The following is a 17,012-nucleotide window of genomic DNA, read 5'->3' as shown; positions in this document are numbered from 1 at the left end:
GACGGATTACGCAGGAGCGACAATGAAACCGCGTGCGCAACCCGTGGCGGCACGGAAGACAAAGCCAATACGAAAGCCGAAATCTGCACCGAAAACTCTCTCCCCCGCTTCGATCGAGAGCGCCATTAAGGCGCCCCTCCCCAATTTCGTCCCGCCCTGTCTCGCGACGCTCGTCGCGGCACCGCCCGAAGGCGACGACTGGGTGCACGAAATCAAATTCGACGGGTATCGCATCCAAGTGCGTATCGATGACGATCGCATCAAACTAATCACACGGAGCGGTCTCGACTGGACAGAGCGCTTTGGCTCGCTTCCACCCCTTTTGCGCGATTTGCATCGTGGCAAAGCATTGATCGACGCCGAGGTCGTCGCCGAAAACAAAAACGGCTATTCAAGCTTCATCGAACTGGTTGCGGCGCTCAAGAGCGGCCGCTCGGACCGTTTCGTTTTGCAGTGCTTCGATCTTCTACATCTCGACGGCTTCGACCTCCGGCCCGCGGCGCTGGTGGAGCGCAAGGAAATGCTTCGCCGCTTGCTTAGCAAAAATACCGCGATGCCGCAGATCCGCTACAGCGAACATCTTCAAGGCGATGGCGCGCGCATGTTGACCGAAGCCTGCCGCCTCGGGCTCGAAGGCATCATCTCAAAACGCGCAGACACACCCTATCACTCCGGCCGTAACGGCGACTGGCTTAAGAGCAAGTGCATCCAGGTCGATGAATTCGTTATCATTGGATATGTGGCTTCAACCGTTTCGGCGAGCGCCGTTGGCGCGCTTGTGGTCGGATACTTCGACAAAAAACGTCTCGTCTATGCGGGGCGCGTCGGCACCGGATTCTCCCAGAGAGTAGCCGGCGAACTGATGCGGATATTGAAACCGTTGAGGATCGCAAAGCCCGCCGTGCTCGCTCCATTGACGCGCGAACAATTAAAAGAGGTCCAATGGGTCAAGCCGGAGCGCGTCGCACAGATCGAATACCGCGCCTGGACGGCGGACAATCTGTTACGCCACGCGGCATTTAAGGGCCTACGCGAGGACAAGCCTGCAACGCAGGTACGGCGCCCCGTCATCAAAGCAGCCAAAATCTGAACCGCTAGCTTACCCGCGAGCGCGTGATTTTGTTTTTGCCCTGGGCTTGGCGCGTTTTGCTGGTTCTCGCTTCTGGTGGGAGGCGGCAGTTTTGCTCCGCGAGCGTCCGCCTTTCGCGGGCGCCTTTCCAGTCGAGCGGCGGAGCGCATCCATGAAGTCGACGACGGTGCCGCCCGCAGGCCGCTCATCGCCGCCACCGACCTCCGTCGATTCACCGCCCTCTACCTTTTCCTTGACCAGCTTTCGCAGCGCTTCCGCGTAATGGTTTTTGAATTCGCCGGGGTCGAACTTCCGCGTCCGCTCGTCGATAAGCTGTTTGGCCATGTCGATGAGTTCGGGCCGTAGCTTCGCCGTGCCGATGTCGGAAAAAATTTCGTCCGCGTCGCGCACCTCGTTGGCATAGCGGAGCGTCTCCACCATCAGCCCGTCGCCGCTTGGCTTCATCGCGATGAGGTTTTCGCGGCCGCGCATCGTCAGCTGTCCGATGCCATATTTCTTCGATGCCTTCAATGCATCGCGAATGATGCGATAGCCTTCCTCGGCGACGTCGCCGTCCGGCAGCACATAATAGGGATTATCGAAGTACAGCGGATCGATGGAGCAGGCATCGACGAACTCTGTCAGCTCGATCGTGTGCCGCGTCGTCAGCTTCAGCTTTTCGAGCTCGTTCGGTTCGAAAAGAACATAGCTGCCGTCGTCCAGCTCGTAGCCTTGCACGATATCGGCTTGAGGCACGACCTTGCCCGTTTCGCCCGCAACCTTCTGATAGCGGATCCGCTGCTTCGATTTCCGATCGACTTGATGCAGAGCAATCTTGTCCTCGGACGCGGTGGCGCTGACAAGCCGGATAGGAATAGTGACGAGCGCCAGGCGAAGGTGGCCTTTCCAGAAAGACCGGGCGGTGGCCATGGCTTACTCCTTCAACACGCAATACCGATGACGGGGATTATAGACCGAACACAAACGTCCTGCACCACAACACACCATGCTTTGGTTGGGTTCCCTCATGGGGTGATAGGAGCGGTTTTGAAACGCACCTTTATTTGGGAACGGTCGCCGCAACCCAATGATAACGACGCTTCAGCGTTCGCCGGTGAGCCTCGGCATCCTGGCGGGTATCGAAAGTCTTCGCCCGCGCGACGTCCGAAACTTCGGTATCGCCGGGACCAAGGTAAATTTCTTCGCCGGCAGAGTAAACGACATCCGGCTTTCGCTCGATCAACAGCCACTTCATGGGGTCACTTCGATCGCATCTGCTATCGGTCAGCAGAATACAAGAAATTGACGAAGCGCGACTATTGGCTTTTGGGGCTTCTACATCGAATCTCCGGCGCGCGCTGAAATGCTAAAAATCATTTACGCGTCAAATAAATAATTATCTGCAAGTTCCTAGCGCTGCGAACAAATCAACAGGGGAACTCCAGAACGGCCCGCGTTCCTTTTGCCGTTGGCCGATAGCTCAACGTACCTTGCAGGCGTGTCGTCATCGATGAAATGACTTTCGATCCGAGACCTGTCCCCGCAGCGGCGGCCTGGGCATTGTAGCCAATGCCATCGTCCTCGACCATAAGGATGCAAGTATCGTCATTCCGCATTACCTCGACGCGGATATCGCCTTGATGGTTTGGATAAGCGTACTTGAAAGCGTTGGTTACAAGCTCCGTCGCGACGATGCCGACGGAAACTGCCTTGTCCGTTGGCAACGAGAGAGGCACGCATTCAAGATGAATCGGATGTGTTCGTCCTTCGTCCGCCATCGCGATCTTCAAATCATCGACCAGGCTGCCGAGGTACTCCTTGATATCGACAGTACGCACATCGTCCGAAGTGTAAAGACGGCGATGAACGCCGGCTATGGCCAGGATTCTCGCACGCATTTGTTCCAGCAACCGCTGCGCGGCTTCGTCCTGAATCGCGGTCTTCTGCAAGCCGACTAACCCCGCGACGATAGCCAATGAATTCGCAACGCGGTGGTTGACTTCCTTTAGCAACAATTCCGCGCGATCCCGCGCCAGCCGAACCTCGCGATCGGCTTCTTTCTTCGCGCGGCGCAGGGCGTCCTGTTCCAACGCGGTCGAAACCGCTTTTGCGAGCAACTCTCGGAAATGTCCTTGGACGTCTTTCCAGACGTAATCCACCGCCCCCATTTTTAGCGCGGCGACGGCAATGCGGCTGTCTTCCGATCCCGTAACGTAGATGACGGGCGGATGCTCCGGTAACTCGCGGATATCCTTCATCACATCGAGCCCGGTGTGTCCGGGCATGTGATGGTCAAGGGCAACGATGTCGAACGTTTGGGTGCGAAGCATTGCGAGACCGGAAGACCCCGATTCAGCGAGCGCCACGTCGTATCCGTTCGCTTCCAATGTCTTTTGGACCAGCCGCGCGATCCCTGGATCGTCATCGATGTAGAGGACCCTGGGAGGGGACATTTATCAAATTTCCGGAACCTGAATTACCGAGAAGAACATACCGAGCTGCCGAATGGCATTTGAGAAATTTTCATAGTCGACCGGTTTGGTAATGTAGACATTAGCCCCGAGATCATAGCAGCGTTTGATCTCTCGCTCGTCGTCCGTGGTCGTCAGAACGACGACTGGTGTTCGCCTCGTGTGCGGATTGGCCTTGACCTTTTCAAGAATGCTGACCCCGGTCATATCGGGGAGGTTCAAATCAAGAAGCACCAAAAGATGTTTCTTCGAACTGACCTCACCGCTTCCGTCCAACCCGAACAGGTAGGCAAGCGCTTCCGTGCCATTGGTAAACGGCACGATCTCATTATTGACCCCAGCCCTTCGGATATTCCGTTCGATAAGGCGCGCGTGCCCCTCGTCGTCCTCGATCATGACGATCTGTACGGGCCTACCCTCTTTTTCCACCGGCTCGCTCCGTGTCGCTTTGTAAGGTCTTGGGCAGTATCACGCGAAACTTCGTGCCACGGCCGAGTTCCGAAGTCATGGTTATTTCGCCGCCTAAGCGCCTGACCAGCGCTCGGACATGCGCCAAGCCTATCCCCTCGCCTGGCTGATCCTGAGCGCCCGCGCGGCGAAATAGATCGAACACGCGTTCCTGGTCTTCCGGACTTATCCCGCGTCCGTTGTCTTCGACCTCAATGATCGTCGCACCCCAGCCGCTCGAAACCTGGCGGATGACGATATGCGGCGTACGGCCCGGAAGCCGGTATTTTAGGGCATTGTCGATCAGATTGCTAAATATCTGTTCCAAGGCAAGCCGATCACTTTCAATGACCGGAAGCGGCTTCGCGACGACAATTTCCCCTTCCAATTCCACAACGCGATGCTGGGCGCTCGCGGCAACGGAATTGAAAAAATCATCAAGCTGGATCTTCTCCGGGGTAATAACGCGCTGACCTTCACGCGAGAGCTTCAGGATAGCCTTGATAAGACCGTCCATTTTCTTAGTTGAGCTGCGGATGAAGCCGATGGATTCCGGCAAATCCGTGGCGATTATGGATTTCACATCCGCGGCACTGGCCAGCGCATCGAGATGCGGATCTTCCGCCAGGGTGCCAAGCGTCTGGAGGCTCGCCTCCAGCTCACTCGTGTAGCCCATGACGTTGACAAGAGGCGCGCGCAGATCGTGACTGACGATATAGGCAAACCTCTGAATTTCTTCGTTTGCCCTCTTGAGATCGGCGGTGCGCTCCTTGACGCGCTCCTCCAATCCGGCGTTCAGCGTTTCAAGCTCCGTACGGGCCGATATCAGCTCACGGGTATATTTTACGATGGTGGCTATCGCGCCTAGCGCTGCCAGTAACATTACAAAAACGACGCCAAACGCGAATAGACGGGCGCGAGAAGCATTTTCGCGCTGTTCTTCTATATTGTCTTTGAGAGCCTGATCGGCCTGACGAGATTGCTGCGCGACAAGCTCCCGGATCCGATCCATCAGTTGCTTACCGCGATCGCCATTTACAATCGCCAGCGCCTCAACCGACTTTCCGCTCTTTTTCAATTCGACCGTTTGCGCCAGCTCGTGCAATTTTACGTCCACGGCGGCGTGGATTTGGGCGAGGCTCTGTTGAGCTGATGCATCGTTTTGAAAGATCGCATCGACCGCTGCGAAGCGCGATTTGACCTCGCGGCTTGCGTCTTCATAAGGCTGCAGGTAGCGCGGTTCGCCAGTCAGCAGATAGCCGCGCTGCCCCGTCTCGGCATCGAGGACCGTCGACAAAAGATCCGCCAGCACACTTATCTGCTCTCGCGAATGCAGAACGGCGTCCGTCGCCGATTGTGTTTTGGCGACGAACCAGAATGAGGCTGCAATCAATACGATGAGAGTCGCCAGCCCGGCCGTTCCGAATGCATATGTGGTGCGAAGGAGCCGTCGTGCGTTATTATCCATGCACCTAAAGCTGACTATTTGTTTCCGGGTACGTTCGATGGGTCTACCAGTGGCGCCGCAAAGGCGCTAGCTGCACATTCGGCTAGCCATAAGGCTGCGCGAGCCCGCAAAGACCGATTGCTTAGCTCTGTTTTGCCCAACCCGCGATCAGCGAAGGATGAATGCCTTTCCCACACAATCTGTTCCCCGGAATTGTGTTAATGGCGATCCCGGCAGGATTTGAACCTGCGACCCTCTGCTTAGAAGGCAGATGCTCTATCCAACTGAGCTACGGGACCACTGATCAAGCGCCATAGCCTACCGGTTTGGCGGCTGGCTGTGTCGGCGCCGGCGCGGTAAGAACGTCCGCAAAGACGGGATAGTCGGGCCCCCGCCCGAGCGCAAGACCGGAATTACACGCGTAATTTCGCTTTCCTGCGGTCAGACCTTGTTGATTGTGTCGCAGTGAGGGTGCAAGAAAGACACAAAAAACAATGTGCATCCAGGGGGAACACAATGGCTGCAGCGAGCACGACCTCCGATCTCGAACCCGGCTTGCTCGATCGCGAACGCATTATTGCGAAAGCGGGCTTCAATCGCTGGCTCGTGCCGCCCGCCGCGCTGGCAATCCATCTCTGCATCGGCATGAGTTATGGGCTGAGCGTCTTTTGGCTTCCGCTCGCACAAGCGCTCGGCGTTTCGAAACCTCTGACCTGTCCCGATATGTCACTCGCCCAAGAGCTAATCACGAGATCATGCGATTGGCGCGTCAGCAGCCTTCTTGTGACATTCGAACTCGGCATCGTCTGCCTCGGACTTTCGGCAGCCATCTTTGGCGGATGGCTCGAACGCGCTGGCCCGCGCCATGCCGGAGTCGTCGCCGCTATTTGTTGGGGCGGAGGATTTTTGGTTGCTGCACTCGCCGTACACATTCACCAACTCTGGCTATTCTGGCTCGGGCTCGGCGTGCTCGGCGGAATCGGGCTCGGACTAGGCTATATCTCCCCTGTCTCGACCCTCATCAAATGGTTTCCTGACCGTCGCGGCATGGCGACCGGTATGGCGATCATGGGCTTTGGCGGCGGCGCGATGATTGGATCACCGCTCGCCATCCTTCTGATGAACCACTTCAAGACAGATCACTCGGTCGGCGTTTGGGAGACGATGGCCGTAATGGGATGCATCTACGTGGTCGCGATGCTCTGCGGGGCCTTCGGCTACCGCGTGCCTCCCGACAACTGGAAGCCAGACGGCTGGGTACCCGCCTCCAACCGCACCCACGCCTTGATAACGACCGGAAACGTGCACCTCAAGAACGCGCATAAGACACCGCAATTCTGGCTGATTTGGATCGCGCTCTGGATGAACGTATCGGCCGGAATCGGCGTTTTGGCGATGGCGTCGCCAATGCTGCAAGAGATTTTCGGCGGATCGTTGATCGGCCAAGCCGGTATAAAATTCGGCGACCTCAACACGGCACAGCACGCGACGATTGCCGCGATTGCAGGCGGTTTCGTAAGCCTCTTGTCCCTTTTCAATAGCGGCGGGCGGTTCGTATGGGCATCCCTGTCCGATCATTTAGGACGGAAAGTTACCTACTTTTGCTTCTTCATTCTCGGAATGGTGCTTTATTCTCTGGCACCAACCCTTGCGCACATGGGCTCAATTGCGCTCTTCGTCGCCGCCTTCTGCATCATTATCAGCATGTACGGCGGAGGCTTCTCCACGCTTCCCGCCTATCTCGCCGATATCTTCGGCACGCAGTTCGTCGGCGCCATCCACGGACGCGCACTGACCGCCTGGTCGGCTGCCGGCATTCTCGGCCCAGTTGTCATCGGCTACATTCGTGACGTCCAGATCGCGGCGGGTGTACCGCGCGCACTCGTCTATGACCGCACAATGTACATTCTGACAGGCTTCCTGCTTATTGGTCTGATCGCAAATGCGCTCGTGCGTCCCGTGGCCGCAAAATGGCTGATGCGCGACGACGAACTCGCAGCACTTCAATCTACAAAATCCCAGGCTCCGGCGAGCGGCTCGCACGGGATTGGCTTCGGCGGCTTCAGCATCGCGGTTTTGATCGCGTGGCTCGCCGTCGGCATCCCATTCCTGCTCGGCGTTTGGAACACGCTCAGTAAGGCGGTCAAGCTGTTCGGCTAACGTTGCGACATCGGCTGGCGCAGCTGACGGTGTGGCAGCCCGACGCTGCCAGATCCAAATTCAGTGCGTCCAGTTGCCGATACGGCCATAACGGAAATTATCGGCATAAGATTTGCGAATGGGTTTGCGGGGCTTCGGCTCCGCAACGACATAGGCAAGGCCCTCACGCGTCGCGTAAGCCACCGCCTCTTCCTTGGTATCGAACTCGAGCCGCACTTGCGTCTGGGTGTCGCTCGAACTGGTCCATCCCATGAGCGGATCGGCGGAGCGCGGGCTCTCGGGCTCGAACTCAAGTACCCATTCCTTGGTTCGCGCCTCGCCCGACTGCATGGCCGTTTTCGCAGGCTTAAAGATGCGCGCAATCATCGATGAAATCCCGGGATATAACGCAAGAAATGCATGGGACGACGGCATACGAGCGCGCAGCCCACGCCGCTAGATAAGGGACAACGACAAGCAAACGCAAGCCGTGAAAGCGGTGGTCGACGCGGCGTGACGTCCACTTTGGCGGCGCCCGTGCGAAGCGACGCGCAAACGCCTTGCGGCCGTCCGCAAACGACCGCATTTGGGAGTCACGCGGTGGCACGGCTTGCTAGACGGTCCGAGGATTTGATCTATAGCAGTCGATGGCACGGCGCACACGGGCAGAGCGTCCGTCAAGGCCCATGGGCGCGAGCTCAAGATATGCACGCATCTGATATAACGGTTCGTACCGGAGTTGGTGGAAATGGTCGAAACAGCGACACAAGATGAGCAATCATCGATCACTGTGCACGCCATCTACATCAACCTCGATCGTCATCCGGAGAGACGGATTTTCATCGAGGAGCAGATTGCAAAAGCGGGAATTACGGCGGAGCGCTTTCGCGGCGTTGATGGAAAAAATTATCCGCCCCGCCTTGCGCCATACTTTCCTCCCGACAGCACATTGACTGCTCCGCAGATCGGCTGCACGGCGAGCCGGCTCGAAGTCATGCGTCTCATCGTCGAACGCGGAATGGATGCGGCGCTCGTCTTGGAAGATGACGCCCGAATTTCAACGGATCTAGGACCGCTACTTGAAGCAGCGTTGCGATCTCTTCCTCCAGGCTGGGACATTGTACGGCTCTGTAATGCGCCTAAGCGAGCGTTCCGGCCGCTGCGCCAGCTAACCCCGCGCTATCAGCTCGTACGGTATTCGCGCATTCCCTTAGGAACCGCCGGCTACCTCGTCAGCCAGTCCGGAGCGCGAAAGCTCTTGAAGCCCCGGCCGTTCTATTGGCCCGGCGATGTCGAGATCGCGCATCCATGGGTGCTCGACCTCGACGTCTACGGCGTAGTACCTCCGCCGGTCCTGCAGGAACGCGACGATCTTCCATCAACGATCGGCGTCGAAAGAGGTCACATTCCAAGGTGGCAAAGAGGTATCCCCGACCCGCGACGTGTGGTTTTCAACGTTCGCAAACTTGGATTCTCTTGGTGGCTGCGGTGCCTGTTGGAAAACGCCGGCCGATTTGTGCGTCCTATTCCAGGTACACGTACCGGGCCGCCCCTTTGACGAGGCGACGTGTGTAAAGCACACATGAAGCGATCAGGTTTTGCCGGGGCTCTTTCTCGCCCCCGCCAGCAGATTTACCAGGTTCGAAAGACTGCGAGCGATCGTCCAATCCGAGAAGCACTCGAAAAAATATTGGTCGGGGCGACATGATTCGAACACGCGACCCTCTGCTCCCAAAGCAGATGCTCTACCAGGCTGAGCTACGCCCCGACGACGAGGCAGCTTACTAGCACGTTCGCCGGTGCGAACAAATGGACATTTGTAGAACGAATGGCCGCGCATGGTGTCAATCGGCCGTCTTCGGGGGGCAGCCCCGGAGCGAGTGTCGATCCCGAGCCACGCTCATCGCGCGCAACGGCGGGTCGCCCGAGAGTTATCTTTGCCAACCGGGCTATAAGATAGTACCGAAACGCTGGAGGGGTGTCCGGAACAAGTGTAGTTGGTCCGCCCCAATTGGCGTTTGCGTGGCGAGTGCGTGCCTTGGATCACGTGGGTCCTGTTCAGTCGGGCGTCTATGCCGCGAAGGCGCGCGGACTCGCGCTGTGTGCCATTACGATCGGGGCTGCGTACGTCTACTATCTTGCGATCGACGCTGACGACGCTATCCCGCCCGCTGCCGCCGATGCGATCGTCATCCCGCCAGTGACCAGGGTCCGGTCGATCAACCAGCCAATCAAAATCATTCCCGACAACGTACTTTCAGACGCCGCAGAGCACGGACAAACGGATCGCGTCAACGTCCCCCACAAGGTCAGCCCGCCGCTCTACGCCGAGGCGCTAGCCGCGCAGGCAACCAAGCTCGAGGCAGAGCCGCGATCAATGCTCGACCGTGCTTGGGCCCCACCAGAGATGCTGGTTCCCTCAAAGGATACCGAGCAGCCGCCGCAGACCGGAATTACGGACCCTATCGTGCTCAGCGACACGTCACCTGTATCGGAGAAGCCTGGACAGGTCAGTGCCGCCCTTGTGGCCGTCGAAGATCCGTCGTCGGCCATCGCCCATGCGGAAATGCCGAGCGCTGCTGAGCCGACCAAATCCGCCGTGCCCTTTGAACGCGACAAAGCTGTCTCCGAGGCCGTGCCGGAACCTGAGGTCCGCACGCCGCCGACACCACGAGCGCGCAAGGCCATAAAACGCAAACCAAGAGTGACGCGGCATCTATCGCGCCGAAGCGCTTCGACGTTCGGCATGAGCTTCGACGAGATCGAGCGGTCGCTTTCGTCTTGGTTCGATTGATACCCCCGCAAAATAAATTCGCGGTACCGAAAACCTCTAATGCGCGGCGCTTTTGAATAGCGCATAGCGCACTTTATCGCCCGGCTTGATGCCGAGGCGCGCGGAAGCGCCACCCGCAAGCTCGAGTACGGCCGCGACAGCCGTACCCGACGATATGATACGATCGGAGAGCGGCTCGGCACGCTCTTCTATGCGCGCGATGGTTCCGTCGGCGCGTATGAAGACCATGTCGAGAGGGATGTACGTGTTGTGCATCCACATCGATATCGACCGTTCGGTCGGATATGGGAACAGCATCCCCTCGCCATCGCCGAGCGACGTCCGGTACATCAACCCGAGCTCTTTTTCCTGCTCGCTCGACGCCACTTCGACGTTGAACTCATGCTTCGGCCCACCTGCTGCCGATTCGATCGTCAGCTTGTCCTGCCGCATCTTCGCGTATGCCGGAGCGATAAACGAAAGATACGAGTTCATCGACAACATCGGCGGAATCCCGGCGAACGCTACAAGAAAAAGGGCCACGCAGATCGCGGCCCTTTTCATGAAACTCTGGGATACTGTCGTCATATCTTCCGCGTCAGTTGCGTGACGGCAGCCCCGTGGGCACACCGTCCGGACGAAGCTCTGCGGCCATGCAGCCTTTCGATCCGTAGCCCCACCTTACCTGAACGATTTGGCCCGGGCGAAGTTCCGTGAAACCGAACCGCCGCAATGTTTCCATGTGGCAGAAGATATCGGGGGTCCCCTCGCCGCGAGTCAAGAAGCCGAAGCCGCGCACGCGATTGAACCACTTCACGTAGGCCCGCTCCCAGTCGCTCTCGGGCTGCACGATGACGTGCGTGCGTTGCGGGAGCTGCGATGGATGAATAGCCGTGCTTTCGTCCATACTAAGGATGCGGAACGCCTGCATCCCCTTCGATCTGCGCAATACCTCGCAATGAACGCGAGCGCCCTCATAAGCCGTCTGGAAGCCGCCCGCCCGCAGACATGTCACGTGAAGAAGAATGTCCGGCAGGCCATTGTCCGGCACGATGAAGCCATAGCCTTTGGAAGCGTCAAACCACTTTATCGATCCAGCGACCTCGAAAACCTCAATCGCCGCGTCATCCATAACTTCGGGTCCGGTTGAAACCGGTTGCATGCCACCCGAAAGACCGGGACGCTTTGTATCCCCCATCACTTGATACCCCGCATACTGTGCGTAAACGATAATGACACTCCGCCGCGATGCACCTCTGATCACAGTTCTGGAAGAGCCCTCTTCAGAACCGAAACACTGGCGCCCCCGCACGAAGCGGTACGAAACATAACACCGGCTTTGGCGAGGGCTAGCGTCATTTTTTTGGCGGCCCACTTGACGCTCGCTTCCGGCACTCAATCCACATCCGGTAAGACGGCTTAAACGTATGATGAAGCAAACAGAAAACGGGATTTCGATTCATCCCCAGCTTCGCGCGACAACATGACTGTGGCAGAACTCCATCCACACCGGGCGGCCGATCAGGGCGCAGCAAATCATGTTTTTATCGATTCGATTTTGCGTCATGATTCGCGATGCTTTTTTAGTGTCTTGCCGTGACGGTCTTCTAACTTTTCCAATGCTCGTACACAGGCGCCCGAAATCGTCATCGCCGTGGCGTCGCACCCTTGCGCAACGATTCGCTGCCGAGTGTTGCGTAGTTGCCGCTCGACCCCTTGCAGCAGGCGTCGCCGGTCGATAGCTATCGTTCAAATCTCGCAACTGGCGGAACATTATCGATGCGCTATCTTCATACAATGGTTCGCATTCGTGACATCGCGCAAAGCCTGAGGTTCTATTGCGATGCACTCGGACTCAAGGAAGTTCGACGACTCGAAAACGATAGAGGCCGGTTCACCCTGATCTTCCTAGCGGCGCCCGATGACGCGGAACGCGCCGTCAGCGCTAAGGCGCCCATGCTTGAGTTGACCTATAACTGGGATGTTGAAGATTACGGCTCGGCGCGCAATTTCGGGCACTTGGCATTCGAGGTCGACGACATCTATGCGGCCTGCAGCAGGCTGCGCGATGCAGGCGTAACGATCAACCGGCCGCCGCGCGACGGACACATGGCGTTCGTACGCTCACCCGATCTCGTCTCCGTCGAGTTGCTGCAGAAGGGCGCAGCCCTGGCACCCCAAGAACCGTGGGCGTCCATGCCGAGCACAGGCGTTTGGTGAGTTCGCTCCCGGCGCGTGCCCGCGACGTGGCCGTGGTCGGCGGCGGACCGGCAGGTTTGTTCGCGGCAGAGACGATTGCGAGCCATGGACATCGCGTTACCGTCTACGACAGAATGCCTTCTCCCGCGCGCAAGTTTCTTCTCGCCGGGCGTGGCGGATTGAATCTCACACACAGCGAGGAGCTGACAAAGTTTCTCAATCGCTACGGCGATGGCGCTGACAACGTCAGAGCAGCTGTCACCGACTTTCCGCCGGATAAACTCGTTGCATGGGCAAACGGTCTTGATGCGGAAACCTTCGTCGGAACGAGCGGTCGTGTTTTTCCGCGCGCAATGAAAGCTTCGCCCCTCTTGCGGGCATGGCTGCGCCGGCTCGGCGGCCTCGGCGTCGCGATCAAGACACGGCATCTGTGGACGGGCCTTACCGCTTCGGGGGGATTACGGTTTGAAATGTCAGATGGACAGACCACTGAGGTCCATCCGGACGCAACCCTATTCGCGCTAGGCGGCGCAAGCTGGCCAAAACTCGGTTCCGACGGAGAATGGGTCGATATCTTCAAAACCGCTGGGATTGCGGTAACGCCGCTTGCACCCGCAAACTGCGGCGTTCTCATCCCGTGGTCGGACATATTCAGATCGCGCTTCGAAGGCGCGGCCTTGAAACGCATCGCGCTGAGGATTGGCGATGTGACACAGCGCGGAGAAGTAATCATTACACGGCACGGCCTGGAAGGCGGAGCGGTTTATGCGCTTGGAGGGGAAATACGCAAGGCGCTCGCAAAAGCAGATACGACAATAGTGTCGGTCGATCTCAAACCTGACGTCACGACCGACGATATTGCATCGCGCCTCGCCCAACCGAGCCGCAAAGATACGATGACGAACTTCCTGCGCAAAAGTCTGCATCTCGATCCTGTCGCAATCGGCCTTCTGCGCGAAGCCGGCCCCCTGGAGGTGGGCGCGGCTTTGGCAAAGCGCGTCAAAAGCGTCCCGCTCCGTGTTTCCGCGCTTGCTGGCATCGATCGCGCGATTTCAACGGCGGGAGGCGTTCAATGGCGCGACCTCGACGACGCGTTGATGTTGCGCACAAAGCCTGGTTTTTTTCTTGCGGGAGAGATGCTCGATTGGGAAGCGCCCACAGGCGGGTACTTGCTGCAAGCGACGTTCGCAACAGCCGCGAAGGCATCAGCCGGATTGCTCGCTTGGCTTCGTTCGAACGGCTAGCAACCAAATCGAAAAGGCGCGAACACTGATCCGCGCCTTCCCAAATTCATAACGCTAGTATCGCTTAGCGGCCCCAAGCCACGTCGCGATCACGAACGTGCAGAGCTTTCGATAGCCACTTTTCGTCGAAGGCGGCGATCTGGAGATTATTCATCTCAAGCATCTGCATGTGCCCGTTACCCCTGATGTGCACGGTTGGGAGATACACGTAGGTATTCGGGACGTTTGCCTGATCGAGGAACGCCGAGGTGCAGTAGTCGTACGTCGAATGGTATGACGCCTCGCCTGTCTGGATGAGAATTGGCGTTCCTACGAGATTGGTCGGCTGATGGATAGTCTTACCCGACTGTAGCCAGCAACTCTTGAGGTCCGCGGCTGGCTGGCCTTGCACGCCACCAGCGGGGGGTGGCGTTTTCGTTAGGCCGAGATCGGCGGCGCTGCTTATCGGCGGATCGAAGTTCAAGCAGACGTTGCTCAAGCCGCACGACGTTCCTGGCGTCGTATCGCCGTTGAGGCTCGAGTTACCCGTCGGCTCGACGGCGAGGATCGCCTTGACCTTTCCAGGATTGGCTTGCGGAATGAACCAGCTCTCGGGGCCGGTCATCGAGTGCGTGATGATGACGGACGGACCGATTTTTTTAATCAGAGCCGTGACTGCCGCCGTCGTCAGCGCGAGCGCCTGATTACCGTCCGGCATATTCGCGACTTGCGACGCGAAGAATTGATCGAAGGCGTATTCGCCCGGAACGCCACTGCCGGGTCCGCCTGGCCATTGCGTATGGCGCGCCGCTTGCGGCCACTCCAGCGGATTGGTTAGCTCGGGAGCGGTGAACCTTTGCTGCACCGTAACTGGATTGGGATTTGCTGCCTGTGGACCATACGCGTTCGGAAAGTATCCTGATTTGCCGCGGCCCGGCTGATCGATCACGTAAACCGGCCACCCGTGCTGCACGTAGTATGATGCCCATCCGGGGCGTCCGTCCGGCGTGCCAAGAAAGTTCGCGCCAGTCTGCTGGCTGCCATGGATCATTATGATCGGCAGGCGTCCCGTTCGCTTCCAACTCCAGGCCCGGTTATTCGGTGAGGCGGGGATCTGGTAGAATACGTACATCTGGTTCGACATGGTCGTCGGCGCGCCCGCCGGAGGCGTCACATCGTAAGTGCCGCCAGCATAGAAGACACCCTGCTCTCCGACGATGTAGGGACCAAGATTGGATTTGTTATTATTGTTGTTATTATTTCCGTGGGCGATCGCGCCCGTCGCCGTGACGCATGCGGCTGCCGCAGCAAAAGCCAATTTCGATAAAATGCGTTTGTCTTTCATTGCCGTCTCCTCCTTATGCAGTCCTGTTTGGACTTTGAGGCTGCAAGGAGCCGATACGCCAGGTTCACAAACGTTGCGCGGGCGACGGAGAACCCAAACAGGATTTGAGCGCACGGGCGGCCTAGAGAACGCGCTTTGTGATCGCCGGTTACGTAATGTGATCGAAATTTGAAACGCCCAAGAAAGAAACAATCCGCCTACGTCTCAAATGAAAAGCCGGCCGCCCGAAGTGAGCGCCGGCTTCTTCAATTTTTCTCAAGTTATTGCTTGCTCAGTGCCCCCAATGCCCCCCGCCGTCGCGAACGTGCAGGACCTTGGAAAACCACTTTTCATCGAATGCCGCGATTTGGAGATTGTTCTTCTCCAGCATTTCCATGTGGCCGTTCCCTTTGATGCCGACGTTCGGCAGATACACATGCGAATGACGCACGCCTGCCTGTTCGAGGAAACGCGATGTGCAGTAATCGTAGGTCGCGTGATATGACGCTTGCCCGGTCTGAATCAGAATCGGGATACCGTCGAGCCCGGTTGGTTTGTGGATGACAGGACCCGATTGCAGCCAACAGCTTTTGAGATCGGACGCTGGTTGTCCCTGACTGCCTCCGGCCGGCGGTGGCGTTTTCACCAGCTTGAGATCTGCAGGCCCCGACACGGGCGGGCTGAAGTTGAGACAAACATTACTGAGGCCGCACGTCGTCCCCGGCGTCGTGTCTCCGTCGAGACTCGAGTTTCCCGTCGGTTCGATAGCCAGAACCGCTTTCACTTTCCCGGGATTGGCTTGCGGGATGAACCAGCTTACCGGTCCGGTCATCGAATGCGTGACGATGATGGACGGACCGATCTTCTTAATAAGCGCCGTCACTGCCGCCGTTGTCAGAGCAAGAGCCTGATCGCCGTTCGGCATGTTCGCAACTTGCGACGCAAACAATTGATCGAACGCATATTGTCCGGGCACGCCGCTGCCGGGACCGCCGGGCCATTGCGTGTGATATTTCGCTTGCGGCCATTGCAGCGGATTGCTCAGCTCCGGCGCCGTGAACCGCTGCACGGTCCGGGATGGGTCGGCCGTCGGTCCTTGCGGACCATAAGCATTCGGGAAATAGCCCGACTTGCCGCGGCCTGGCTGGTCGATCACGTAAACCGGCCAGCCGTTCTTGACGTAGTATTCAGCCCAGCCTGGGCGACCGTCGGGCGTGCCGAGAAAGTTCGCACCGGTCTGTGATCCGCCATGTATCATGATGATCGGCAGGCGTCCTGTCCGCTTCCAACTCCACGAGCGGTTCGTCGGAGATGCCGGGATCTGATAGAAAACGTATGATTGATTGGCCATTGTCGTCGGTGCGCCAGCATTCGGAGCAACGTCGTAAGTGCCGCCGACGAACAGCACGCCTTGCTCGCCGACGATATAAGGGCCCAACTGAGATTGATTACCGCCGCTATGTCCATGCGCTCCGGCGTTTGTCGCAGTCGCCAAACAAATCGTTGCCGCCGCAAACATCGATTTCGAAATATTGAATCTATCCTTCATTGCACTCTCCTCCTTGAAACGGTCCGTTGATGGACTTCGAGGTTGCAAAAAGGCGGATACAACGACGGGCAATCGTTCGCCGGGCCTGCAATGCACCGAAGAAGGACGTGGGCGCACATATCGAAATTTGTGATTGAGGATCTGCGGGGATAGCCACTCAGCCTACAATGCCATTCGCGCTGGCGGCTTTTTGCAGCAGGAGAAGCGCTGAATTGGCATCGGCGAAAGCAAATCGTTGCTCACATAATCCCGAATTTTAGAATGCCGGCAGCCCCAGGCGGCGCCTTTCGAACCGTCATACTCGCGCACGACGGTCAGCGAAAAAATACCATTTCTGCGTATCAGCCGAAATAATATCCTATTGGATCGCC

General features: G+C 58.0%; 16 protein-coding genes and 2 tRNA genes. 6 read left to right on the top strand and 12 right to left on the bottom strand.

Translation table 11 applies throughout. From position 1 onward, the window contains the following. The first annotated feature begins 22 nt into the window (after positions 1 to 22). Positions 23 to 1,090 carry a non-homologous end-joining DNA ligase gene (gene ligD / locus VHB22_RS10245; RefSeq protein ID WP_325456871.1) on the top strand — a complete coding sequence of 356 codons (1,068 nt, stop codon included), beginning with the start codon at positions 23 to 25 and terminating at the stop codon, positions 1,088 to 1,090. 9 nt (positions 1,091 to 1,099) lie between these two features. On the opposite strand, the gene VHB22_RS10240 is transcribed toward ligD, so the two are convergent. The 6 genes from VHB22_RS10240 to VHB22_RS10215 all read right to left on the bottom strand — a co-directional run bounded on the left by VHB22_RS10240 (position 1,100) and on the right by VHB22_RS10215 (position 5,733). Continuing rightward, positions 1,100 to 1,999, bottom strand: a complete 900-nt coding sequence (locus tag VHB22_RS10240) for a Ku protein (RefSeq protein ID WP_325456870.1) — start codon at positions 1,997 to 1,999, stop codon at positions 1,100 to 1,102. A gap of 130 nt (positions 2,000 to 2,129) precedes the next feature. After that, positions 2,130 to 2,324 (bottom strand): hypothetical protein, encoded by a 195-nt coding sequence (locus VHB22_RS10235; protein WP_325456869.1) that lies wholly within the window; start codon positions 2,322 to 2,324, stop codon positions 2,130 to 2,132. A gap of 172 nt (positions 2,325 to 2,496) precedes the next feature. Further along, positions 2,497 to 3,522 carry a response regulator gene (locus VHB22_RS10230; protein ID WP_325456868.1) on the bottom strand — a complete coding sequence of 342 codons (1,026 nt, stop codon included), beginning with the start codon at positions 3,520 to 3,522 and terminating at the stop codon, positions 2,497 to 2,499. A gap of 3 nt (positions 3,523 to 3,525) precedes the next feature. Next, positions 3,526 to 3,936: a response regulator gene (locus VHB22_RS10225; RefSeq protein ID WP_325457146.1), complete on the bottom strand. Its 411-nt coding sequence runs from the start codon at positions 3,934 to 3,936 to the stop codon at positions 3,526 to 3,528. Between the two features lie 16 nt (positions 3,937 to 3,952). After that, positions 3,953 to 5,455 carry a sensor histidine kinase gene (locus tag VHB22_RS10220; RefSeq protein WP_325456867.1) on the bottom strand — a complete coding sequence of 501 codons (1,503 nt, stop codon included), beginning with the start codon at positions 5,453 to 5,455 and terminating at the stop codon, positions 3,953 to 3,955. 201 nt (positions 5,456 to 5,656) lie between these two features. Next, positions 5,657 to 5,733 (bottom strand) — tRNA-Arg (locus tag VHB22_RS10215). A 217-nt stretch (positions 5,734 to 5,950) separates the two neighbouring features. Here VHB22_RS10215 and VHB22_RS10210 point away from each other — a divergent pair. After that, the gene (locus tag VHB22_RS10210) at positions 5,951 to 7,594 is read left to right on the top strand and encodes an OFA family MFS transporter (protein ID WP_325456866.1); all 1,644 of its coding nucleotides are present in this window, start codon (positions 5,951 to 5,953) and stop codon (positions 7,592 to 7,594) included. A 60-nt stretch (positions 7,595 to 7,654) separates the two neighbouring features. Here VHB22_RS10210 and VHB22_RS10205 read toward each other — a convergent pair whose 3' ends face one another. Next, positions 7,655 to 7,960 carry an ETC complex I subunit gene (locus tag VHB22_RS10205; protein WP_325456865.1) on the bottom strand — a complete coding sequence of 102 codons (306 nt, stop codon included), beginning with the start codon at positions 7,958 to 7,960 and terminating at the stop codon, positions 7,655 to 7,657. Between the two features lie 361 nt (positions 7,961 to 8,321). Between VHB22_RS10205 and VHB22_RS10200 the strand changes: the two genes are divergently transcribed. Then, complete coding sequence (locus VHB22_RS10200) at positions 8,322 to 9,131, top strand: glycosyltransferase family 25 protein (RefSeq protein WP_325456864.1); 810 nt, start codon at positions 8,322 to 8,324, stop codon at positions 9,129 to 9,131. 133 nt (positions 9,132 to 9,264) lie between these two features. Here the strand turns inward: VHB22_RS10200 and VHB22_RS10195 are convergent. Continuing rightward, positions 9,265 to 9,341 (bottom strand) — tRNA-Pro (locus VHB22_RS10195). Between the two features lie 270 nt (positions 9,342 to 9,611). Between VHB22_RS10195 and VHB22_RS10190 the strand changes: the two genes are divergently transcribed. Continuing rightward, positions 9,612 to 10,367 carry a hypothetical protein gene (locus tag VHB22_RS10190; RefSeq protein ID WP_325456863.1) on the top strand — a complete coding sequence of 252 codons (756 nt, stop codon included), beginning with the start codon at positions 9,612 to 9,614 and terminating at the stop codon, positions 10,365 to 10,367. Between the two features lie 36 nt (positions 10,368 to 10,403). Here the strand turns inward: VHB22_RS10190 and VHB22_RS10185 are convergent, their stop codons facing one another. Continuing rightward, positions 10,404 to 10,934 carry a DUF192 domain-containing protein gene (locus VHB22_RS10185; protein WP_325456862.1) on the bottom strand — a complete coding sequence of 177 codons (531 nt, stop codon included), beginning with the start codon at positions 10,932 to 10,934 and terminating at the stop codon, positions 10,404 to 10,406. Positions 10,935 to 10,944: 10 nt separating this feature from the next. Then, a complete protein-coding gene (locus VHB22_RS10180; RefSeq protein ID WP_325456861.1) occupies positions 10,945 to 11,544 on the bottom strand; it encodes a cold-shock protein in 600 nt (199 codons plus the stop codon). Between the two features lie 581 nt (positions 11,545 to 12,125). Here VHB22_RS10180 and VHB22_RS10175 point away from each other — a divergent pair. Further along, positions 12,126 to 12,566 (top strand): VOC family protein, encoded by a 441-nt coding sequence (locus VHB22_RS10175; protein WP_325456860.1) that lies wholly within the window; start codon positions 12,126 to 12,128, stop codon positions 12,564 to 12,566. Continuing rightward, entirely contained in the window at positions 12,563 to 13,789 is a 1,227-nt protein-coding gene (locus VHB22_RS10170) for a TIGR03862 family flavoprotein (protein WP_325456859.1), read from the top strand. The genes VHB22_RS10175 and VHB22_RS10170 overlap by 4 nt, the downstream gene beginning before the upstream one ends. Before the next feature lie 64 nt (positions 13,790 to 13,853). Here the strand turns inward: VHB22_RS10170 and VHB22_RS10165 are convergent, their stop codons facing one another. After that, a complete protein-coding gene (locus VHB22_RS10165) occupies positions 13,854 to 15,113 on the bottom strand; it encodes an alpha/beta hydrolase (RefSeq protein WP_325456858.1) in 1,260 nt (419 codons plus the stop codon). A 271-nt stretch (positions 15,114 to 15,384) separates the two neighbouring features. Further along, the gene (locus VHB22_RS10160; RefSeq protein WP_325456857.1) at positions 15,385 to 16,641 is read right to left on the bottom strand and encodes an alpha/beta hydrolase; all 1,257 of its coding nucleotides are present in this window, start codon (positions 16,639 to 16,641) and stop codon (positions 15,385 to 15,387) included. Between the last annotated feature and the right edge of the window lie 371 nt (positions 16,642 to 17,012).

The sequence above is a fragment of the Hyphomicrobium sp. genome, assembly GCF_035548195.1.
Taxonomy (GTDB): Bacteria; Pseudomonadota; Alphaproteobacteria; order Rhizobiales; family Hyphomicrobiaceae; genus Hyphomicrobium_B.
Note: the sequence above shows the minus strand (reverse complement) of the source record. Positions and strands in the feature narration are given on the sequence as shown.